Genomic DNA, 18,799 nt, shown 5'->3' on the forward strand with positions numbered 1-18,799 from the left:
GGGGGTAGTGAAAAAGCCGCCATCTCAGGCGGCTCATCGGTTTACAGCGTTATCACGGCAACGTTATCGCGACGGCCTGAGCGGCAGCAGTCTGATCGCGACAGACTAGAGCGGCAGCCAGACGAAGCGTGCCGCCAACAGCAGCAGGCTCGCCATGCTCAACCACAGCAGCGGAGCTGGCGAGTCGAGGGGGGCAGAGGGCTGGCGCACGAAGGCGGGATAGCTGATGCGCACCAGCGCACAGACCAGCAGCCCCAGACAGGCACCGCCCAGCACATCGCTGAGGTAATGGACCCCAAGCGTGATGCGTGACAGTCCGACGAGCGTACAGGCGGCGATGGCTGCCCAGTAGATCCAGCGACGTCGCGAGGAGGGCTGGCGCTCGGCGATGAAGGCGGCGGCCAGCCCGAATACTGCCACGCTGCCGGCGGCATGGGCGCTGGGAAACGACATCGATCCTTCCAGGAAGGCGGGGGTATCCGGACGCGGGCGCTGGATCAGGTGCTTGAGCACGGTATTGGCGCTGGCGATGCAAAGCCAGGCGGCCGTCAGATGCAACCACACCGCATGGCGACCCTTGAGCAGCAGCCATACCAGCCACGGAGCCACGAGTGCCGCCAGGCCGGTGCCATCGGCGAGACGAGACAGCACGAGGCTTGCCTCGCGCAGCCAGTCCTCGGGCATCAGTGAGGTGAGGCTTGCGGCCAGCGAGGCGGCCACGCGGTCGATCCACCACGGCTCGGGATGGGCCAGCACCGCCAGGCTCATGGCGGGCACGCTGATCACCGCGAAGATCAGCAGCGCCATCGAGGCGAGCGGAAACTCGCCCTCGGGGTCGGGATGACGCAGCTGCCACCACAGACGCCGTCCGGAAGGGCTGCGACGCATGCGACGAGCCAGCCAATGATAGAGGCGGCCCTCGCGGCCCAGCTGACGACGCAGGAAGGAAAAGGCGAAGGCACAGGCGATCAGGCCGCTGGCCAGGCCGACCAGCAGGCCATCGGCCCCTTCCGGCAGGGTGAACAGTGACTGCCAGGTCTGGCCCAGCAGATAGCCCGGCAGCAGGTAGGCCGGTGCCCAGGCCAGCGCCGAGAGGCCATTGACCAGGAAGAAGCGCGCCGGCGGCATGTCGAGCATGCCGGCGACCAGCGGGATGATCGGGCGCACCGGGCCGACGAAGCGCCCGAAGGCGATCGACCAGCTGCCGTGGCGATGAAAGAACTGCTGACCGTGCTCGATCCACTCGGGATGGCGCGAGAAGGGCCAGCGGCCGGGCAGTTGATCGCGATAGCGGATGCCCAGCCAGAAGCTCACGCCATCGCCGATGATGGCGCCCAGCGCACCGGCGGCCAGCAGTATCGGCAGCGAGAGTTCGAGATGGCCGGCCAGGGAGGCGCCGGCGGTGAGAATGACCACGCCCGGCACCAGCAGGCCGATGATGGCGAGAGATTCAAGCAGTGAGACCAGGCCGATGACGGCGACAAGGGCTGCCGGGTGATCGCTCAGCGTGGTCATCAGGGTATCGATCATCACACTGGGGTTCAGCCAATGCAGCAGTGACGCAAGGGTGTCGCTCATTCATTGAGATCCATCAGGGCAAGCTGGCTGGCCAGCAGGCGTTGCTCGAGTTTCTGGGTGGTGTCATCGGCCTTGTACGTCACCAGGCGCGCGCGGGCAATGATGGAGCCGGTTTCCGGCTGTGTGGCCGCTGCCAGCGCCGCGGTCAGGCGCTCGCGCATGATCAGCGCTCCCGCCTCGCCGGTATTGGGCAGCATCAGCCAGAAGGACGACTTGTCGCTTCGACAGAGCAGGTCGCCCTGGCGCGAGACCTCCTGCATCACGTCGCAGGCCATCGCCAGGCATTCGACGCGCCTGTCTTCGCCGAACTGCTCGCCGAGCATGTCCAGTTGCGGCAGATAGACGACCAGAATGCTGAACGGTTGGTCCAGTGCCCGCGCACGCGCCGCCTCACTGATCAGTCGTTGCTGACCGGTGCGGGCGTTGAAGGCGTTGCACTCGGTTTCCTCGCTGGCGGTCAGGCTCATGACACCCGCCTGCAGGCTGTTGATGACGAACGGCTGGCTGGCCACCAGCAGCAGACACAGGTAGCGCAGTATCTCGCCGAAGTTGTCTTCCTGCTGGCCCAATAGCCATAGCCACAGCGGTGCCAGCACCAGATTGAGCAGCATCGCCGGTGCCAGGGGCAACAGCAGCAATGTCAGCACGCTGGGCAGTCCCAGCCACAGCGACATGCCCGGATAGGTGCCCGGCGCCTCGAGTGCCAGCATCAGGTAGCTGGCGATCAGCGTCAGATAGGAAGGCAGCGGCTGCTCATCATCGAGGTGATTGAGGCCGGCGGCAATCGCCATCAGCAAGGTGGCCAGCACCGGCGTCAGGATATGCTCGAAATCGCCCACCAGATAGCGCCACAGGGCATAGGTGGCGATCACCGCGGCGGCCAGCAGCATGATCAGTGTCTTGCGATTGGCGAGTTCGCGACGCTCGCGATGGGCCAGGCTGTGCAGAGGAGACATCAGTGATCATTCCCCCGCGACGGTGCCACGGCGACCTTGTCTGCCGCGCTGGCCGGTTTGAGGGTGTCTCGCCCATGGTCTGACGGGGCGTTGTCTGTCGAGGTTTCGTCTGACGAGGCATCGGCGTCGGCAGGCTTGCGAGGCAGTGGCGGCAGCAGGGTGATCGGCTGCGGTTCATCGCTCAGGTGGGCGCTGAGGCGCTTGAGGTCCAGCGCACTGGGGTCACTGTCGTTGAGAGGCTGCACGCGAGCGCGAATCGGCATCGCGAGATGCTCGATCAACTGACGACGGCGCAGGCTGGCCATGCGCTCGCCGCGGGTGACCAGCAGGACGGCCAGTGCCCCGTCATCGAGCTGGTAGCGGGTCTCATGTGGTAGCGCGGCACTGTCAAGGGTGTTCATCAGGCGACGATTGGCCAGACGACCGGTCTTGACCGGTGCGAGCAGGATCAATTCGATATGGATGTCCTCGCGATCGGCACGGGCAATTTCCCGCGGCAGGTCGCGCATCAGCTGGTATTGTGACCAGATCGCGCGGTTGGAATCACGCCGACCACGCCGCTCCAGCTGCATCCAGACCTGCTGCTGGCGCCGTCCACCGATGGCACCGAGCGCCATCAGGGTCGCGGTGATGCCGATGCCCAGGCTCAGCCAGTCGCTGCCCAGCTGAGCGAGCGCCAGCCAGGTGGTGACCAGCCCGATCAGTGCACAGGCCGGTGCCAGCCAGCGCGGGCGCGGGTAGAGCAGCAGGACGGCAAAGCCCCACAGCCACATCAGGTGTTGCTGCGGGGCCAGCAGTACCAGCGCACTCATGATCAGCGCGACGCTGAGCATCACCAGCGTGCGGAACCAGCGCAGGGTGAACAGCTCGTGGGCGAGAGAGACCACCAACAACATCGTGCCGCCCACCGCCAGCAACAGGGCAGTGAGCGTCAGGCCGATACTGATCTGTCGTGCCGCTTCCAGCAGCAGCAATACAGAGCCGAGCAGACAGACGAACTGACTGAGACGGACTTTGAACTTGATCTCCATGGTGACTTATATTGGCACCTTTGCCGTGGATGGCGCGAAATCGGCCGAATTCCCTGGCCGAACGGTCTGTGACGTGGGCATTGCCTGCACGTTTGCAAGATGCGACGGTGCTCCGATCATGCAACGTCGTCTGCAATAATGGCAGCATACCCCAAACGGCGAGTGACAAAAGTGTCTACGCCTCTGAGGCCTTCACATCAGACCACCACGTCTGGCCTTTACATCAGGCCTTCACGTCAGGGCTGCACGTCAGGGCTTCTCTGGGGAATGCCCACGCGGGGCCCGGCCGATGATGAAATGAGCACGTGGACACTGACAACCAGCGAGATTAGGCACATGAGTGAGCAGGGCAAGCACGACACCACGGACGTCGTGGCGTACATGAATCGTCTGGGGCACGCAGCGCGCGCGGCAAGCGTCGTGATGCGTCGCGTCGACAGCGGCATCAAGAATCGTGCTCTGCAGACCATGGCGCGTCTGATCGATGAGCGTCGCGAGACACTGGCAGAGGCCAATGCCGAGGACCTGACGCGTGCACGCGCCAATGGGCTCTCGGAGGCGATGGTCGATCGTCTTGCGCTGACGCCGGCGCGTATCGACGGCATGATCGAAGGGCTCGAGCAGGTCGCGGCGCTGCCGGACCCGGTCGGCGAGGTCGATGGGCTGCGCTCGCGTCCGAGCGGCATTCAGGTCGGCCACATGCGCGTGCCGTTGGGCGTGATCGGCATCATCTTCGAGTCACGCCCCAATGTGACCATCGAGGCGGCCAGCCTGTGCCTGAAGTCCGGCAATGCCTGCATCCTGCGCGGTGGCTCCGAGGCCGCGTCCAGCAATCGTGCGCTGAGCGAGATCATCAGCGAGGCGTTGGTGCTCTCCGAGCTGCCGGCCACGGCAGTGCAGGTCGTCGCCACCACGGATCGCGCCGCGGTCGGTGAGCTGATCGCGATGCCCGAGTTCGTCGACGTCATCATTCCGCGCGGTGGCAAGAGCCTCATCTCGCGTATCTCGCGTGATGCGCGCGTGCCGGTCATCAAGCACCTCGATGGCATCTGCCACGTCTATATCGATGCCACGGCTGACCTGGCGATGGCGGTCCGGATCGCCGAGAACGCCAAGACCCACCGCTACGGCACCTGCAACACCATGGAGACTCTGTTGGTCGATGCGCCGGTTGCCGCCGAGGTCCTGCCGCGTATCGCCGAGCGTCTGGCGGCACATGAGGTCGAGATTCGCGGTTGCGAGCGCACCTGCGAAGTGCTGCCGCAGGCCGTGGCCGCCACTGCGGAAGACTGGGACACCGAATACCTGGCGCCGATTCTGGCGATTCGCGTCGTGGATGGCGTCGATGAGGCGATGGCGCATATCGAACGTCACAGCTCCGGGCACACCGAGGCCATCATCACCGAGAACTATGCGCTGGCGCGCCGCTTCATGGCGGAAGTCGATTCCAGCTCGGTGATGGTCAACGCCTCCACCCGCTTCGCCGATGGCTTCGAATATGGCCTGGGTGCCGAGATCGGCATCTCCACCGACAAGCTGCATGCGCGTGGTCCGGTCGGGCTTGAGGGACTGACGACCCGCAAGTACATCGTGTTCGGTGATGGGCAGATTCGCCAGTGAAGGACCAGGTCTCACCCGCTGATGGTCAGGTTGCGTCCGCGCAGACCTTGACGAACGAGCAGGCCCTGTCGCCCGAGGCGCTGGAGGATACCCAGCGCCCCTTGAATGCCGATGGTCTCGCGCAGGAGCGTGAGGCCGTGCATCACGGCACCGAGTCGGCACATGACTCGCGTTCAAGGGCTGACACGGCAGCGGAGCCGGGCTTCGAGGGCTGCCTCGGCCCGGTACCGCGTGTCGCCATGCTCGGCGGTACCTTCGATCCCATCCATCACGGCCATCTGCGCAGTGCCATCGAGCTGCGCGAAGCGCTGGGGCTGGACCATGTGCTGCTGGTGCCTTCGCATCAGCCGCCGCATCGCGCCGCGCCCGGCGTCAGCAGTGACCAGCGGCTGGCGATGCTGGAAGCCGCGATAGAGGCAGAGCCGGGCCTCAAGGCCGATGGGCGTGAGCTGCTGCGCGATGGTCCCTCCTACAGTGCCGACACCCTGGCCAGTCTGCGCGCCGAATATGGCCCGCAGGCGCGGCTGGTGATGGCCATCGGCCATGACGCCTTCCTCAAGCTCGGGGAGTGGCATGCCGCCGATCGTCTGTTCGATGATGCCCATGTGGTGGTGATCGAGCGGCCGGACCATGATGCACCGCTGCCCCGGGCGCTCGAAGCGTTGATCCAGGGGCGCGAGGTCGACTCGGTGGCGGCCTTGATGGCGCGCCCGGGTGGCCACCTGTTGCGCCTGTCGCTGCCGACACGCATGGCCATCAGTGCCACCTTCGTGCGCGAGCGCCTCGCGCTGGGTGACAGCGTGCGCTATCTGCTGCCGGAAGCGGTAATCCGTCATATCGAGGCGCATGGCCTCTATTGTCCGTCATCGACCTGAGCTCATCATCGAGCTGAGCGTTGTGGCTCTGAACGTCTTGTCGCGTGCGAGCGTGGCATCATGAGAGGGGCGTCACTGCCGCGATCCCGCATCGCCGTGCGTGGCGCCCCTTTGGCGAGTAAATGACGATGCCCATAGGCGCGCGCATCGCCAACGGGTAGAATGCGCCCCCTGCCGAACAAACTCCCGAGGAATCATGCAGACCGAAGCTCTTAAAAACCTGGTTGTCGACGCCCTTGAAGAACTCAAGGCCCAGGAAATCAGCGAGATCAATGTCTCCAAGCTGACCAGCGTCACCGATGTGATGGTGATCGCGACCGGTACGTCCAGCCGCCATATCTCCGCGCTGGCCAACAACGTGCAGGTCACCGTGAAAGAAGCCGGCGTCAAGCCGCTGGGCTGTGAAGGCGACAACGGCTCCGATTGGGTGCTGCTGGATCTGGGCGATGTCGTCGTCCACGTCATGCTGGCCGAAACCCGTGCCCTGTACGACCTCGAGCGCCTGTGGAGCGATCTGCCCCGCGAAACGCGTGAAGAGTACGAGCAGAGCCACTGATCCTGCCAGCCTGACCCGACGGGTTGCTCGTCGGGGCATGCCAACCGCGCGTTACGTCCTTGCCGGTCGCGATGTCGCGGGCAGGGAGTATCCGATGGAAGGACTGCGGGCTTGCCCGTCGTTCTGACACAGCACGGGACAGGACAGGACATGAAGATCCGAGTTTTGGCGGTCGGGCAGAAGATGCCGGACTGGGTGGAGAAGGGTAGCCGGGAATATCTCAAGCGCATGCCGCGGGATTTTTCGCTTGAGTTCATCGAGCTGGCACCCGGCAATCGCGGCAAGAATGCGGACATCGCCCGTGCCATGGCCAGTGAAGGCGACCGGATGCTTGAAAAACTCAAGGGAAATGAACATGTTGTCGCCCTTGATGTCCTAGGTAAGGCCTGGAGTACCGAGCAGCTTGCCCAGCATGCCGATGATTGGCGGCTGGGAGGGCGAGACGTGGCCATCCTCATCGGTGGTCCGGATGGGCTCGACCCACGCCTGCTGGCACGTGCCGATCAGCGCTGGTCGCTCTCGGCACTGACGCTGCCGCACCCCCTGGTGCGCATCGTGCTGGCGGAACAGCTTTACCGCGCCTGGACATTGCTGGTCGGGCACCCCTATCACCGGTAAGCGCCTGCCGCTTGCGACACGACACTGGTTGCGAGACCCGCCATGCGCCAACGCCGGGCGACGATAAAGAATCCTCAACAGGAAGTGCGGATCTTTCGCCTTCGCAGCATCGTGGCTGCCGGCCTTGTGCTGGTGCTGGCCGGGTGTCTGCTGGCGCGGCTGCTCTTCCTGCAGGTCGTGGAACACGACATCTATACGACGCGCTCGGACAAGAACCGTGTGCGTGTCGAGCCCTTGCCGCCCACGCGCGGCTTGATCTATGACCGCAATGGTCAGCTGCTCGCCGAAAATCGTCCCAACTACAATCTCACCATCGTGCGCGAACGCGCCGGTGATCTCGAGACGACGCTTGAGCGCCTGGTCGAGATTCTCGATCTGCCGCCCGATGAAGTCGAAGACTTCAAGGAACGCTCGCGTCAGCGTCAACGCCCCTATCAGCCCGCCCTGTTGATGAGTGAATTGAGCCAGGAGCAGATCGCGCGTCTGGCCGTCAATCGCTATCGCCTGCCCGGCGTCGAGGTCGAGGCGCAGCTGCTGCGCTACTACCCGGACGCCAAGCCGCTGTCGCATACCCTGGGGTATGTGGGGCGCATCAATCAGGCCGAGCTCAAGACCCTCGACAAGGGCAACTATTCGGGCACCCACTTCATCGGCAAGACCGGTATCGAGCGCTTCTATGAAGAGGAGCTGCACGGTCAGGCGGGCCTGCGCAAGGTAGAAACCAATGCACGGGGCCGCGTGCTGCGTGAGCTGTCGCGGATCGATCCGGTGCCGGGCAAGGACCTGACGCTGACCATCGACCGCGGCCTGCAGGATCTCGCCTATCGGCTGCTCAAGGGGCGACGTGGTGCCATCGTGGCCATCGAGCCTAAGACGGGCGACATCCTGGCGATGGCCTCCGTGCCGGGCTTCAACTCCAATGAGTTCGTCACCGGCATCAGCGTCAAGAGCTATCGCGCGCTGCAGAATGATATCGACCTGCCGCTGTTCAATCGTGCCATTCGCGGCCAGTACCCGCCGGCCTCGACCGTGAAGCCCTTCATGTCGCTGGCGGGGCTGGAGAACGGTGCCATCACCACCAGCACCACCTTCTACGACCCCGGCTATTTCCAGCTGCCCAATGACAGCCACAAGTATCGCAACTGGCTGCGCTGGGGGCATGGGCGCGTCAACATGCGGCGTGGCATTGCGGTGTCCAATGACACCTTCTTCTACAACGTCGCCTACCGCCTGGGGATCGACCGCATCAGCGAGTACATGCACAAGTTCGGCTTCGGTGAGCAGACGGCGCTGGACGTGCAGGGCGCGCTGCCCGGCCTGATGCCGTCCAAGGAATGGAAGCGCAATCGCTACGACAAGCCCTGGTACCCCGGCGAGACCATCTCCATCGGTATCGGTCAGGGCTACTGGCTTGCCACGCCGTTGCAGCTTGCCTCGGCGGAGGCCGTGCTGGCCAATCGCGGCAGGCACGTGACGCCTCACCTGGCCAAGCGCATCGGTGACGAGACGGTGTTGCTGCCCCGAAGCGAGGAAAAGCCGGATGTGGTGCTGGACAATCCGGCGTGGTGGGACGATGTCATCGCAGCGTTGGAAGACGTGGTCAGCGGGCGAGAAGGCACGGCGCGCAAGTATGTCGGGCCCGGCCTCAAGTACCGCATGGCCGGCAAGTCCGGTACCGCCCAGGTCTTCACCCTCGGACAGGACCAGAAATACAACGGCAAGGAGCTCGCGGAGCGTCTGCGTGACCACGCCCTGTTCGCTGCCTTTGCGCCGGTCGAACACCCGGAGATTGCTGTCTCCGTGGTGATCGAGAACGGCCAGGGCGGCAGCTCCGTGGCGGGCCCGATGGCACGCGCCGTCACCGATTACTGGCTGTTGCCGCGCATTGACCCGGAGGCGCGTGAGGCGGCGCTCACGCTGGCTGCCGCTCTGGCACCCCCGGAGGCACCGGCGGGCGAGGGTGAGCAAGGAGAGAACGATGCCGACTGATTATCAGCGCTCGATGCGTGGTGTAGGCGGCGATCTCAGTCATCGCCGCCGCACCAGCCTGTGGGAGCGTATCCACCTCGACCCCTGGCTGTTGCTGTTGCTGCTGGCCGTGCTCGGCTGCGGGCTGATCGTGCTCTACAGCGCCAGCGGCCAGGATATCGATTTCACGCTGCGCCAGGCCTCACGCCAGGCGCTGGCACTGGTGATCATGATCGGGCTCGCCCAGCTGTCACCCGCGACCCTTTACCGCTGGGCGCCGGTCGCCTACGGCGCCGGCTTCCTGATGCTGGTGGCGGTGGAGGTGCTGGGGGATGTCGGCATGGGAGCCCAGCGCTGGCTGGTCATCCCCGGGGTGGTGCGCTTTCAGCCCTCTGAGCTGATGAAGCTGGCGATGCCGATGATGGTCGCCTGCTGGCTCGGGCAGCGCCCGCTGCCCCCTCGCTGGCGAGACTTGGCCATCTGCGCCGTGATCATCGTCGCGCCGGTGCTGCTGATCGCGCGCCAGCCGGACCTCGGCACCTCGTTGCTGGTCGCCGCGGCGGGCGTGTTCGTGATCCTGCTGGCGGGGCTTTCCTGGAAGCTGATCGCCTTCTTCGGCGCCTTGATCGCCTCGGCATTGCCGCTTCTGTGGATGGTGATGCACGACTATCAACGCCGCCGTGTGCTGACATTCCTCAATCCGGAGTCTGACCCGCTCGGTGCGGGCTGGAACATCATCCAGTCCAAGACCGCCATCGGCTCGGGCGGCATCTTCGGCAAGGGCTATACCCTGGGGACCCAGTCCCAGCTCGAGTTTCTGCCGGAGCGCCATACCGACTTCATCGTCGCGGTCATCGGGGAGGAATTCGGCCTGATCGGCATGAGCTTCTTCCTGGGGCTCTATGTGCTGATCGTGCTGCGCGGGCTGGTGATGTCCAACAATGGCCAGGACAGTTTTGCACGGCTGACGGGGGGCGCGATCATCCTGACGTTCTTCGTCTACGTCTTCGTCAACATCGGCATGGTATCGGGTATCTTGCCGGTCGTTGGCGTCCCGTTGCCGCTGGTCAGTTATGGTGGGACCTCCAGCGTGACCTTGCTGGCAGGCTTCGGTATTCTCATGAGCATTCATACCCACCGGCGCCTATTGTCGCGATGACGTGGCGGCCAGTTGCCGAGTGGCAAGGACATTCGCGAGCCCAAGCTCGCAGACAGGCAAGGAGAGAGTCGATGACGGTGATCAATGCGCGTGGGCGACGTCTAAAGCACTGGGGCGCAGCCCTGGTGATGGTGGCACCGCTGCTGGGAATGTCAGGCGTGGCCAAGGCGGCGCCTGATGGCTTCGCCCCGGCGACTCACCCGGAAACGGCCAAGCTGGTCGACGAGCTGGTGGCCAAGGGGCTGGATCGCGATCGCGTGACCGAGCTGATGAACCAGGCCGATTACAGCCAGAAGGTGCTGGATGCCATGTCGCGTCCGGCGGAAGGTCATCTGCGCTGGGACCAGTACCGCGCCATCTTCATGAAGCAATCACGCATCGAAGCCGGTGTGAAGTTCATCGCCGAGCATCGTGAGACCTTCGATCGCGCCCAGGCCGAGTATGGCGTGCCGCCGGAAGTCATCGCCGCCATCATCGGTGTCGAGACCTTCTTCGGCAAGCACACCGGCACTCACCGCGTGATCGATTCACTGTCCACGCTGGCCTTCGATCACCCGCGTCGCGGCAAGTTCTTCCGTGGCGAGCTGGCGGCCTTCCTGCAGCTGACGATTGAGCAGGGCATCGACCCGCTCTCCATCAAGGGCTCCTACGCCGGCGCGATGGGCTATCCGCAGTTCATCCCGACCAGCTATCAGGCCTATGCGGTCGATTTCGATGGCGATGGCGTGCGTGATCTGTGGCACAACCCGGTCGATGCCATCGGCAGCGTCGGCAACTACTTCGCGCGTCATGGCTGGAAGGCCGGTGCGCCGGTGGTCAGCGCCGCGGATGGCCCCGGGACGCCGCCGTCCTCCGTCAACTTCAACAAGACGAAAAAGCCGTACATGAGCGTTTCCGCGCTCGAGGCGGCCGGTGTCCAGGTGGCAGACGACGTGGCCGGTAATACCCAGGTGATTCCGTTGGCGCTGGACCTGAAACAGGGCTATCGCTACGCCGTCGGCTTCGACAACTTCTACGTCATCACGCGCTACAACCACAGTCACATGTATGCGATGGCCGTGGATGAGCTCTCCCGGGCGATCAAGCGTCGTCTCGAGGACGGAGGTGCGGGATGAGCTGGTCACGCGCGCTACCGCTGACCCTCGCGCTTGCCCTGCTGGCCGGCTGTGCCAGCAGTGGGGGTGGCACCCAGGTCAGTGATGGTGCCTCGGCGAGCACCGGCAAGAAGGCGGGCAAGAACAGCCGCTACGAGATGGACAGCGATGCCTATCCCGATGATGCGCCGGATGTCTCGGCGGTGCCCGATGAGGTGCCACGTGTCGAACCCTATACCCGCAGCGGCAATCGCAGCGAGTACGAGGTATGGGGCAAGACCTATCACGTGATGGATGATCCGCGCGGTTACGTGGCCGAGGGCACTGCTTCCTGGTATGGCAAGAAGTTTCATGGCTACGCCACCGCCAGTGGCGAGATCTATGACATGTACACCATGACGGCGGCCCACAAGTCGCTGCCATTGCCGACCTATGCGCGTGTCACCAATCTGGACAACGGCAAGCAGGTCATCGTCAAGGTCAACGACCGCGGCCCCTTCCATGAAGACCGCCTGATCGACCTGTCCTACAGCGCGGCGTGGCGACTGGACATGCTGGGCCATGGCACCGGGCATGTGCGTGTCGAGACCCTCGACGCCACGACCTGGAAGCCGGGCCCGAGTCCGACCCAGGGCACGGCAGAGTCCGAGCGTCTGCTGGCGCGCAGCCAGGCGGTACGCCGCGAGCAGGGCATTGCCGGGCTTGACGCGATGCAGGCAACCAGCGGTTCCGTGGCCTCGAGCGCTTCCGGCGCGAGCGTTGCCGCCAAGCCCGTGGTAGCCTCTGCTGCGCCGAGCAGCACGTCCTCCGTGGCGAACGGGGAAGCTGCCTTCCTGCAGGTCGCGGCGGTCAGTGATCTGAGCAAGGCCGACAGCATTCGTGCCAGTGTCAGCTCCCGTCTGGGACGACCGACTCGCGTGCTGGGCAGCGGCGACCTCTACAAGGTTCAGGTCGGCCCGCTGGAAGACAATGTCCGTATTGAATCGCTCAAGTCGGCGCTGGCCGATGCTGGCTATGCCGGGGCCTTCAGCGTCACGGCAGAGCGATAAGGGCCGCAGGCCCGTTTTCATCCATCATGCGCTTCGTGAAGAGGCGCAACCTGGCCGAGGCGTAAGCCTCGGCTTATGCATGAGTGTCAAAGAGATTCCAACATGTCCCTGAAAGCCCGACTTCTTCCTCTTCGGCGTCGATTCTCCGCGCTGATGGCGGCCAGCGGCATTGCGCTGTTCGCAGGCGTTGCCGCCACCCCGGCCCAAGCCATCGAGACGGATACCCTGATACCGGCGGCGCCGCAGCTGGCGGCATCTTCCTGGATCCTGATGGACGCCAATTCCGGGCGCATCCTGGTCGAGCACAATGCCGACAAGCGCCTGCCGCCGGCCAGTCTGACCAAGATGATGACGGCCTATCTGGTCGAGAGCGAGATGGACGACGGCAAGCTGAGCCCGGACGAGAAGGTCCGTATCAGCGTCAATGCCTGGAAGACGGGTGGCTCGCGCATGTTCATCCGCGAAGGCACCAGTGTCACCGTCGATGACCTGCTGCACGGTGTCATCATCCAGTCCGGCAATGATGCCAGCGTCGCGCTGGCCGAGCGTATCGGCGGCAGCGAAGGTTCCTTCGCCGACTTGATGAACCAGCACGCCAAGCGTCTGGGCATGAAGAACACCCACTACATGAACGCCACTGGCCTGCCGCACGCGGAGCATTACTCCACGGCGCACGACCTGGCGATTCTGGCGCGTCGCATCATCAAGGACTACCCGGATCACTACGAGATCTATTCCCAGAAGTACTTCACCTGGAATGGCATCAAGCAGCCGAACCGCAACAAGCTGCTGTGGCGTGACAAGGATGTCGATGGCCTGAAGACCGGCCACACCGAAGAAGCCGGCTACTGCCTGGTGGCATCCGCCAAGAAGGAAGATACCCGCCTGATCAGTGTCGTGATGGGTACCAAGTCCGAAGAGGCGCGTGCGCAGGAATCCCAGAAGCTGTTGACCTATGGCTTCCGCTATTTCGAGAGCAAGAAGCTCTATGACAAGGGCGCGGTGCTCAACCAGGCGCGTGTCTGGGGTGGCGAGAAGGACCAGGTGCGTCTGGGCATGGCTCAGGACGTCTTCCTGACCGTGCCGAGTGGTCAGGCTGACAAGCTGACCGCGCGTCTTGATCTCAAGGACACCATCAAGGCCCCGGTTCAGGCCGGCGAGCAGTACGGTACCCTGCAGATCAAGCTGGACGACAAGGTGCTGGCCGAAGAACCTCTGGTCGCACTGGAGCCGGTGGAGCAGGGCGGCCTGTTCAAGCGTCTGTGGGATGCCCTGATGCTGTTCTTCCACGGCCTGTTCAACTGAGTCAGTCGTCTGGCTGTGCGAAGTGACGCGGCCGATGACATGATTCAGTGATGGCAGTGGGGCGCGCGTGCTGGCGGTGCCAGGCGCGCGCCCCTGAATATCGCGGTCGTGTACTCAACAAAGGGCGATCCGGCTGACGGATCGCCCTTTGTTGAGTAGAATGGTCGGAAATAGAGTTACCTGAAGGGCTATCCCCATGGCCAAGACGCCAGCAGCTGGTGGGCAGACGCCCCCGAAGATTGAATTCCCGTGTGATTTCTCCCTCAAGATCGTCGGCACCGCCGCAGAAGATCTCGTCGAAGTGGTCTGCAATATCCTGGAAGTGCATGCGCCGGGCTTCGATGCGACGGCCATCACCTGGCAGGACAGCAAGAACGGCAACTACCGCAGCATCCGTGTGGTGATCCGTGCTACCGGTACCGATCAGCTGGATGCGCTGCACCGTGACCTCAAGGCCACCGGTCGCATCCATATGGTGCTGTGATCCAGGCATGAAACGCTGGATTTCCTTGTCTTGCGCCTTGATGACAGGAGCGCATGCATGAACACGATTCACGTCTACCACCTCGGCCTCAAGGCCTATGATGAGGTGTGGTCGGCCATGCGCCACTTCACCGATACGCGTGCGGCCGATGCGCCGGACGAGCTGTGGGTGGTGGAGCACCCGCCGGTCTTTACCCAGGGCCAGGCGGGCAAGCCGGAGCATCTGTTGATGCCGGGCGACATTCCGGTGGTGCAGACCGACCGTGGCGGCCAGGTGACCTATCATGGGCCCGGCCAGCTGGTGCTCTACCCGCTGCTCAACGTCAAGCGAGGCGGCATCGGCGTTCGCCAACTGGTGACGGCGCTGGAAGAGACGGTGGTGGCGGCGATGGCCGAGCATGGCATCGAGGCCTATCCGCGTCCGGACGCGCCTGGCGTCTATGTGAAGAAGTCGGCGCAGCGTGGCGATGACCCGCGTCGTTCGATGGAAGAGGCCAAGATCGCCTCGCTGGGACTGCGCATCCGGCGTGGTTGCAGTTTCCATGGTGTGGCGATCAATCTGGACATGGACCTCGCGCCCTTCGGGCGCATCAATCCCTGCGGCTATGCCGGCATGGCGATGACCCAGCTGCGCGATCTCGTTCGCGCACCGGTGGATCTTGCCAGCGAGCGTGACCGCCTGGTGCGTTGTCTGGGCGCAAGCCTGGGCGATGTGACCCTGACTCCGGTGAGCGGCCTGCCCGCGGCACTGGCTGACATTTCTCGAACAGCAGGACAGAACTGATGACCGAGACCATCGCTACCACGAAGCCCGCTCCCTCCGCTGCTCCTGCCCGCAAGGAGCGTGGCGTGAAGCTGCGCGGCGCCGAGAAGGTTGCCCGCATTCCGGTCAAGGTGATTCCCACCGAGACCTTGCCCAAGAAGCCGGACTGGCTGCGTGTGCGCATGCCGGCCTCGCCGGAAGTCACGCGCATCAAGCAGACGCTGCGCAAGCACGGCCTGCACACGGTCTGTGAAGAAGCCTCCTGCCCGAACCTGGGTGAGTGCTTCAGCGGCGGCACCGCGACCTTCATGATCATGGGTGACATCTGCACCCGTCGTTGCCCGTTCTGCGACGTGGCGCACGGTCGCCCCAACGCGCTGAACGCCGACGAGCCGCGCGAGCTGGCCGAGGCCATCGCCGAGATGCGCCTGAATTACGTCGTCGTGACCTCCGTCGACCGTGATGACCTGCGCGACGGTGGCTCCAACCACATCGCCGAGTGCATCCGCGAGATTCGCGAGAAGTGCGACGGCACCGAGATCGAAGTGCTGGTACCGGACTTCCGTGGCCGCATGCAGGTCGCGCTGGACGTGCTCGAGCAGACGCCGCCGGACGTCTTCAACCACAACCTGGAAACCGTGCCGAGCCTTTACCGTCGCGTGCGTCCGGGTGCCGACTACCAGTGGTCACTTGATCTGCTCAAGGGCTACAAGGAGCGTCGTCCGGAAGTGAAGACCAAGTCCGGTCTGATGCTGGGTGTCGGCGAGACTGACGAGCAGGTGCTCGAAGTCATGCAGGACCTGCGCAACCACGGTGTCGACATGCTGACCCTGGGTCAGTACATGCAGCCGTCGCGCAACCACCTGCCCATCGACCGCTGGGTGCACCCGGACACCTTCGATTGGCTCGGCCAGAAGGCGCGCGAGATGGGCTTCTCGCATGTCGCCTCCGGCCCGCTGGTGCGCTCTTCCTACCACGCCGACAAGCAGGCGCACGGTGTGGAAGTGAAGTAAGCTGCACTGCTGACATGCCGTCAGTTGCCTGAACGAAAAAACCGCCATGGAGCTTGTCTCCATGGCGGTTTTTTCATGTGGCTTGCGCCATCAGGTCGCTATGTTCATTGCTCGGTCGCCAGCGGCAGGCAGGCCACGCTGTGCCCGGGGATGGGCTCCATCGGCGCGCTGAAGTGAGCATTGAGCTCCGGCAGCAGCTCGCGCACGAAGCGCAGGAACAGCTCGGTGACCGGCGTGGGGTAGCGGTCCTTGGGGTAGACGGTGCACCAGCTGCGCCGGAGCGGGAAGCCCGGCAGCGAAGGCGAGGCCAGCAGTCCCGAGGCCAGCTCGAGCTGCACCGCCAGCCTCGGCAGTATCGCCACGCCAAGATGTGCCATCACTCCCTGCTTGATGGCTTCGTTGGAGCCGAGCTCCAGCGTATGTGGCAGTGAGACGCGCTCACGGGCAGCAAACTCCTCGAAGGCGGTGCGTGTGCCGGAACCGGGTTCACGCATCAGCATGTAGTACTGCGCGAGGTCTTCCAGCGTGATGCCCTTGACCTCCAGCAGCGGATGACCGGGCCAGACGACGGGGATCAGCTCGTTGTCGAGAATCGGCATGAAGGCGAGGTTGGCGTCATCCGGCACCATGCCCATGATCACCAGATCATCGCGCCGCTCGGCGAGGCGCTCGAGCGCCTGACCGCGATTGCAGACGCGCAGGCGCACCGAGACTTCCGGATACCGCGCTCGAAAGCGCGCCAGAATATGCGGCACCACGTACTGAGCGGTGGACACGGCGGCCAGATTGAGCTCACCGCGGATGGTGCCGGCGATCTCCGACAGCTCCATCTGCAGGCTCGAGACCTCGCCGAAGATCGACTGCACCGAGTTCGCCAGGGCGTCAGCCGCCGGCAGGATATGCAGCGTCTTGCCGGCATATTTGAACAGCGATTGCTCGAGTGCCTGCTCCAATTGACGAATCTGGGCACTGACGGCGGGTTGCGTCAGGCCAAGTTGCTCGGCCGCACGGGAGTAGGACTGTTGGCGATGAACCGCTTGGAACACCTGTAACTGTCTGAAAGTTAAGCGATTCAACAAGTTTGGACGCGACATGACACACCCAGTCATAAGGTTTTACTTATAGATTGGCAAAAAAATATCAACTTTTCTATTGGTCTCTCGCTGGGTAGCGTGGAACGCATGCTACCTCGTGTCTGTCAGCGCCGTTGTCGCGTCTGGCGGTCAATGACAAGCGCACGACCAGAGCACCACAACAAGATCACGCGTCACGTCCGGGAGAGTCACCATGTTTCGCAAGTTGCTGATTGCCAACCGAGGGGAAATCGCAGTGCGCATTGTACGCGCCTGTGCCGAGATGGACATCCGCTCAGTCGCTGTCTACACCGAACCTGATCGTTTCTCCTTGCACGTCAAACGCGCCGATGAAGCGCATTTCATCGGCGAAGACCCGCTGGCCGGCTATCTGGATGCCCGCCGCCTGGTCGATCTCGCGCGCGAGACCGGCTGTGACGCCATCCATCCGGGTTACGGATTCCTGTCGGAGAACGCCGAATTCGCGGCCATCTGTGAAGCGGCGGGAATCGCCTTCGTGGGGCCTGCCAGCAGTGTCATCGCCCGCATGGGTGACAAGACCCAGGCCCGCGATGCCATGAAGGCGGCCGGCGTGCCGGTGACGCCGGGCTCGGCCGGCAATCTGGCCGATGTCGAGGAAGCGCTGAGTGTCGCCGAGCAGGTCGGCTACCCCGTCATGCTCAAGGCTACCTCAGGCGGTGGGGGGCGCGGTATCCGGCGTTGTGATGATGCTCATCAGCTCGAGCAGGCCTGGGGGCGCGTGATCTCGGAAGCCACCAAGGCCTTCGGCAGTGCCGATGTGTTCCTCGAGCGTTGCGTGGTCGACCCGCTGCATATCGAGGTGCAGATCCTGGCCGACAATCACGACAACGTGATTCATCTGTTCGAGCGTGACTGCTCCATCCAGCGTCGCAACCAGAAGCTGATCGAGATCGCCCCCAGTCCGCAACTGACACCGGAGCAGCGCTCCTACGTCGGTGAGATGGCGGTTCGCGCCGCCCGCGCCGTCGGCTATCGCAACGCCGGTACCGTGGAGTTTCTGGTCAAGGGCAACGAGATCTACTTCATGGAGATGAACACTCGCGTGCAGGTGGAGCACACCATCAGCGAGGCCATCACCGGCGTGGACATCGTGCGCGAGCAGATCCGCATCGCCTGGGGCCACAAGCTGGCCTTTCGCCAGGAAGACATTCGCCATCACGGCTATGCGATCCAGTTCCGCATCAACGCCGAGGACCCCAAGAACGACTTCCTGCCAAGCTTCGGACGCATCACGCGCTACTACGCGCCGGGCGGGCCTGGCGTGCGTACCGATACCGCGATCTATACCGGCTACACCATCCCGCCGTATTTCGATTCCATGTGTCTGAAGCTCATCGTGTGGGGGCTGACCTGGGAAGAGGTCATCAATCGTGGTTCACGTGCCCTCAATGACATGCGTCTGCAGGGCGTCAAGACCACGGCGCCTTACTATCAGGAAATCCTCAAGCACCCTGATTTCCGCAACGCGCACTTCGATACCGGCTTCGTGGCCGCCCACCCGGAATTGACCCAGTACTCGGTCAAGCGCCTGCCGGAACAGACAGCGCTGGCGATCGCGGCGGCCATCGCGGCCCACGCCGGTCTCTGATGCGCACCTGATGCCCCTGATGTCGTGA

The 18,799-nt window shown here is 64.0% G+C and carries 17 protein-coding genes; 13 read left to right on the forward strand and 4 right to left on the reverse strand.

Going from position 1 to position 18,799, the window contains the following annotated elements:
- Window positions 1-105 precede the first annotated feature (105 nt).
- Genes HA399_RS04130 through HA399_RS04140 form a run of 3 tightly spaced genes read right to left on the reverse strand, consistent with a single transcriptional unit; the run spans window position 106 to window position 3,565 of the window.
- Window positions 106-1,578, reverse strand: a complete 1,473-nt coding sequence (locus HA399_RS04130; protein WP_404326155.1) for a bifunctional DedA family/phosphatase PAP2 family protein — start codon at window positions 1,576-1,578, stop codon at window positions 106-108.
- Complete coding sequence (locus tag HA399_RS04135) at window positions 1,575-2,534, reverse strand: diguanylate cyclase domain-containing protein (RefSeq protein ID WP_052384343.1); 960 nt, start codon at window positions 2,532-2,534, stop codon at window positions 1,575-1,577. Before HA399_RS04135 ends, HA399_RS04130 begins: the two co-directional genes overlap by 4 nt.
- Entirely contained in the window at window positions 2,534-3,565 is a 1,032-nt protein-coding gene (locus HA399_RS04140; protein WP_404326156.1) for a hypothetical protein, read from the reverse strand. Before HA399_RS04140 ends, HA399_RS04135 begins: the two co-directional genes overlap by 1 nt.
- A 336-nt stretch (window positions 3,566-3,901) precedes the next feature.
- Here HA399_RS04140 and HA399_RS04145 point away from each other — a divergent pair, with 336 nt between their 5' ends.
- The 12 genes from HA399_RS04145 to lipA all read left to right on the forward strand — a co-directional run bounded on the left by HA399_RS04145 (window position 3,902) and on the right by lipA (window position 16,068).
- Window positions 3,902-5,185 (forward strand): glutamate-5-semialdehyde dehydrogenase, encoded by a 1,284-nt coding sequence (locus HA399_RS04145; protein WP_404326157.1) that lies wholly within the window; start codon window positions 3,902-3,904, stop codon window positions 5,183-5,185.
- Between the two features lie 239 nt (window positions 5,186-5,424).
- Window positions 5,425-6,060, forward strand: coding sequence for a nicotinate-nucleotide adenylyltransferase (gene nadD / locus HA399_RS04150; protein ID WP_107336631.1), 636 nt, complete (start codon window positions 5,425-5,427; stop codon window positions 6,058-6,060).
- 196 nt (window positions 6,061-6,256) lie between these two features.
- On the forward strand, window positions 6,257-6,616 hold the full coding sequence (gene rsfS, locus HA399_RS04155; RefSeq protein WP_043331961.1) for a ribosome silencing factor: 360 nt from the start codon (window positions 6,257-6,259) through the stop codon (window positions 6,614-6,616).
- Between the two features lie 150 nt (window positions 6,617-6,766).
- Window positions 6,767-7,234: a 23S rRNA (pseudouridine(1915)-N(3))-methyltransferase RlmH gene (gene rlmH / locus HA399_RS04160; RefSeq protein ID WP_043331959.1), complete on the forward strand. Its 468-nt coding sequence runs from the start codon at window positions 6,767-6,769 to the stop codon at window positions 7,232-7,234.
- 42 nt (window positions 7,235-7,276) lie between these two features.
- Entirely contained in the window at window positions 7,277-9,223 is a 1,947-nt protein-coding gene (gene mrdA / locus HA399_RS04165; protein ID WP_279836410.1) for a penicillin-binding protein 2, read from the forward strand.
- Window positions 9,213-10,361, forward strand: a complete 1,149-nt coding sequence (gene rodA / locus HA399_RS04170; protein WP_043331958.1) for a rod shape-determining protein RodA — start codon at window positions 9,213-9,215, stop codon at window positions 10,359-10,361. The genes mrdA and rodA overlap by 11 nt, the downstream gene beginning before the upstream one ends.
- Before the next feature lie 71 nt (window positions 10,362-10,432).
- Window positions 10,433-11,476 (forward strand): lytic murein transglycosylase B, encoded by a 1,044-nt coding sequence (mltB, locus tag HA399_RS04175; protein ID WP_404326159.1) that lies wholly within the window; start codon window positions 10,433-10,435, stop codon window positions 11,474-11,476.
- A complete protein-coding gene (locus HA399_RS04180) occupies window positions 11,473-12,504 on the forward strand; it encodes a septal ring lytic transglycosylase RlpA family protein (RefSeq protein ID WP_404326161.1) in 1,032 nt (343 codons plus the stop codon). Before mltB ends, HA399_RS04180 begins: the two co-directional genes overlap by 4 nt.
- Window positions 12,505-12,606: 102 nt before the next feature.
- Window positions 12,607-13,809 carry a D-alanyl-D-alanine carboxypeptidase family protein gene (locus tag HA399_RS04185; protein WP_225347667.1) on the forward strand — a complete coding sequence of 401 codons (1,203 nt, stop codon included), beginning with the start codon at window positions 12,607-12,609 and terminating at the stop codon, window positions 13,807-13,809.
- A 196-nt stretch (window positions 13,810-14,005) separates the two neighbouring features.
- The gene (locus HA399_RS04190; protein WP_043331948.1) at window positions 14,006-14,293 is read left to right on the forward strand and encodes a YbeD family protein; all 288 of its coding nucleotides are present in this window, start codon (window positions 14,006-14,008) and stop codon (window positions 14,291-14,293) included.
- 57 nt (window positions 14,294-14,350) lie between these two features.
- Window positions 14,351-15,076 (forward strand): lipoyl(octanoyl) transferase LipB, encoded by a 726-nt coding sequence (gene lipB / locus HA399_RS04195; protein ID WP_082388119.1) that lies wholly within the window; start codon window positions 14,351-14,353, stop codon window positions 15,074-15,076.
- Window positions 15,076-16,068, forward strand: a complete 993-nt coding sequence (gene lipA / locus HA399_RS04200) for a lipoyl synthase (RefSeq protein WP_052384342.1) — start codon at window positions 15,076-15,078, stop codon at window positions 16,066-16,068. Before lipB ends, lipA begins: the two co-directional genes overlap by 1 nt.
- Before the next feature lie 104 nt (window positions 16,069-16,172).
- On the opposite strand, the gene HA399_RS04205 is transcribed toward lipA, so the two are convergent.
- On the reverse strand, window positions 16,173-17,162 hold the full coding sequence (locus tag HA399_RS04205; RefSeq protein ID WP_404326162.1) for a LysR substrate-binding domain-containing protein: 990 nt from the start codon (window positions 17,160-17,162) through the stop codon (window positions 16,173-16,175).
- Between the two features lie 193 nt (window positions 17,163-17,355).
- Here HA399_RS04205 and HA399_RS04210 point away from each other — a divergent pair, with 193 nt between their 5' ends.
- Window positions 17,356-18,771, forward strand: coding sequence for an acetyl-CoA carboxylase biotin carboxylase subunit (locus HA399_RS04210; RefSeq protein ID WP_043331944.1), 1,416 nt, complete (start codon window positions 17,356-17,358; stop codon window positions 18,769-18,771).
- Window positions 18,772-18,799: the final 28 nt, after the last annotated feature.

The organism is Cobetia sp. UIB-001, from assembly GCF_044789135.1.
Classification (GTDB): domain Bacteria; phylum Pseudomonadota; class Gammaproteobacteria; order Pseudomonadales; family Halomonadaceae; genus Cobetia; species Cobetia amphilecti.

Excerpts from the sequence above, each read along its gene's own strand:
- nadD (WP_107336631.1), top strand. The coding sequence starts at position 5,425 with ATGCTCGGCGGTACCTTCGATCCCATCCATCACGGCCATCTGCGCAGT.
- HA399_RS04185 (WP_225347667.1), top strand. The coding sequence starts at position 12,607 with ATGTCCCTGAAAGCCCGACTTCTTCCTCTTCGGCGTCGATTCTCCGCG.
- HA399_RS04210 (WP_043331944.1), top strand. The coding sequence starts at position 17,356 with ATGTTTCGCAAGTTGCTGATTGCCAACCGAGGGGAAATCGCAGTGCGC.
- rsfS (WP_043331961.1), top strand. The coding sequence starts at position 6,257 with ATGCAGACCGAAGCTCTTAAAAACCTGGTTGTCGACGCCCTTGAAGAA.
- HA399_RS04180 (WP_404326161.1), top strand. The coding sequence starts at position 11,473 with ATGAGCTGGTCACGCGCGCTACCGCTGACCCTCGCGCTTGCCCTGCTG.
- HA399_RS04190 (WP_043331948.1), top strand. The coding sequence starts at position 14,006 with ATGGCCAAGACGCCAGCAGCTGGTGGGCAGACGCCCCCGAAGATTGAA.
- HA399_RS04135 (WP_052384343.1), bottom strand. The coding sequence starts at position 2,534 with ATGTCTCCTCTGCACAGCCTGGCCCATCGCGAGCGTCGCGAACTCGCC.
- mrdA (WP_279836410.1), top strand. The coding sequence starts at position 7,277 with ATGCGCCAACGCCGGGCGACGATAAAGAATCCTCAACAGGAAGTGCGG.
- rodA (WP_043331958.1), top strand. The coding sequence starts at position 9,213 with ATGCCGACTGATTATCAGCGCTCGATGCGTGGTGTAGGCGGCGATCTC.
- HA399_RS04145 (WP_404326157.1), top strand. The coding sequence starts at position 3,902 with ATGAGTGAGCAGGGCAAGCACGACACCACGGACGTCGTGGCGTACATG.
- HA399_RS04140 (WP_404326156.1), bottom strand. The coding sequence starts at position 3,565 with ATGGAGATCAAGTTCAAAGTCCGTCTCAGTCAGTTCGTCTGTCTGCTC.
- mltB (WP_404326159.1), top strand. The coding sequence starts at position 10,433 with ATGACGGTGATCAATGCGCGTGGGCGACGTCTAAAGCACTGGGGCGCA.
- lipA (WP_052384342.1), top strand. The coding sequence starts at position 15,076 with ATGACCGAGACCATCGCTACCACGAAGCCCGCTCCCTCCGCTGCTCCT.
- lipB (WP_082388119.1), top strand. The coding sequence starts at position 14,351 with ATGAACACGATTCACGTCTACCACCTCGGCCTCAAGGCCTATGATGAG.
- HA399_RS04205 (WP_404326162.1), bottom strand. The coding sequence starts at position 17,162 with ATGTCGCGTCCAAACTTGTTGAATCGCTTAACTTTCAGACAGTTACAG.
- rlmH (WP_043331959.1), top strand. The coding sequence starts at position 6,767 with ATGAAGATCCGAGTTTTGGCGGTCGGGCAGAAGATGCCGGACTGGGTG.
- HA399_RS04130 (WP_404326155.1), bottom strand. The coding sequence starts at position 1,578 with ATGAGCGACACCCTTGCGTCACTGCTGCATTGGCTGAACCCCAGTGTG.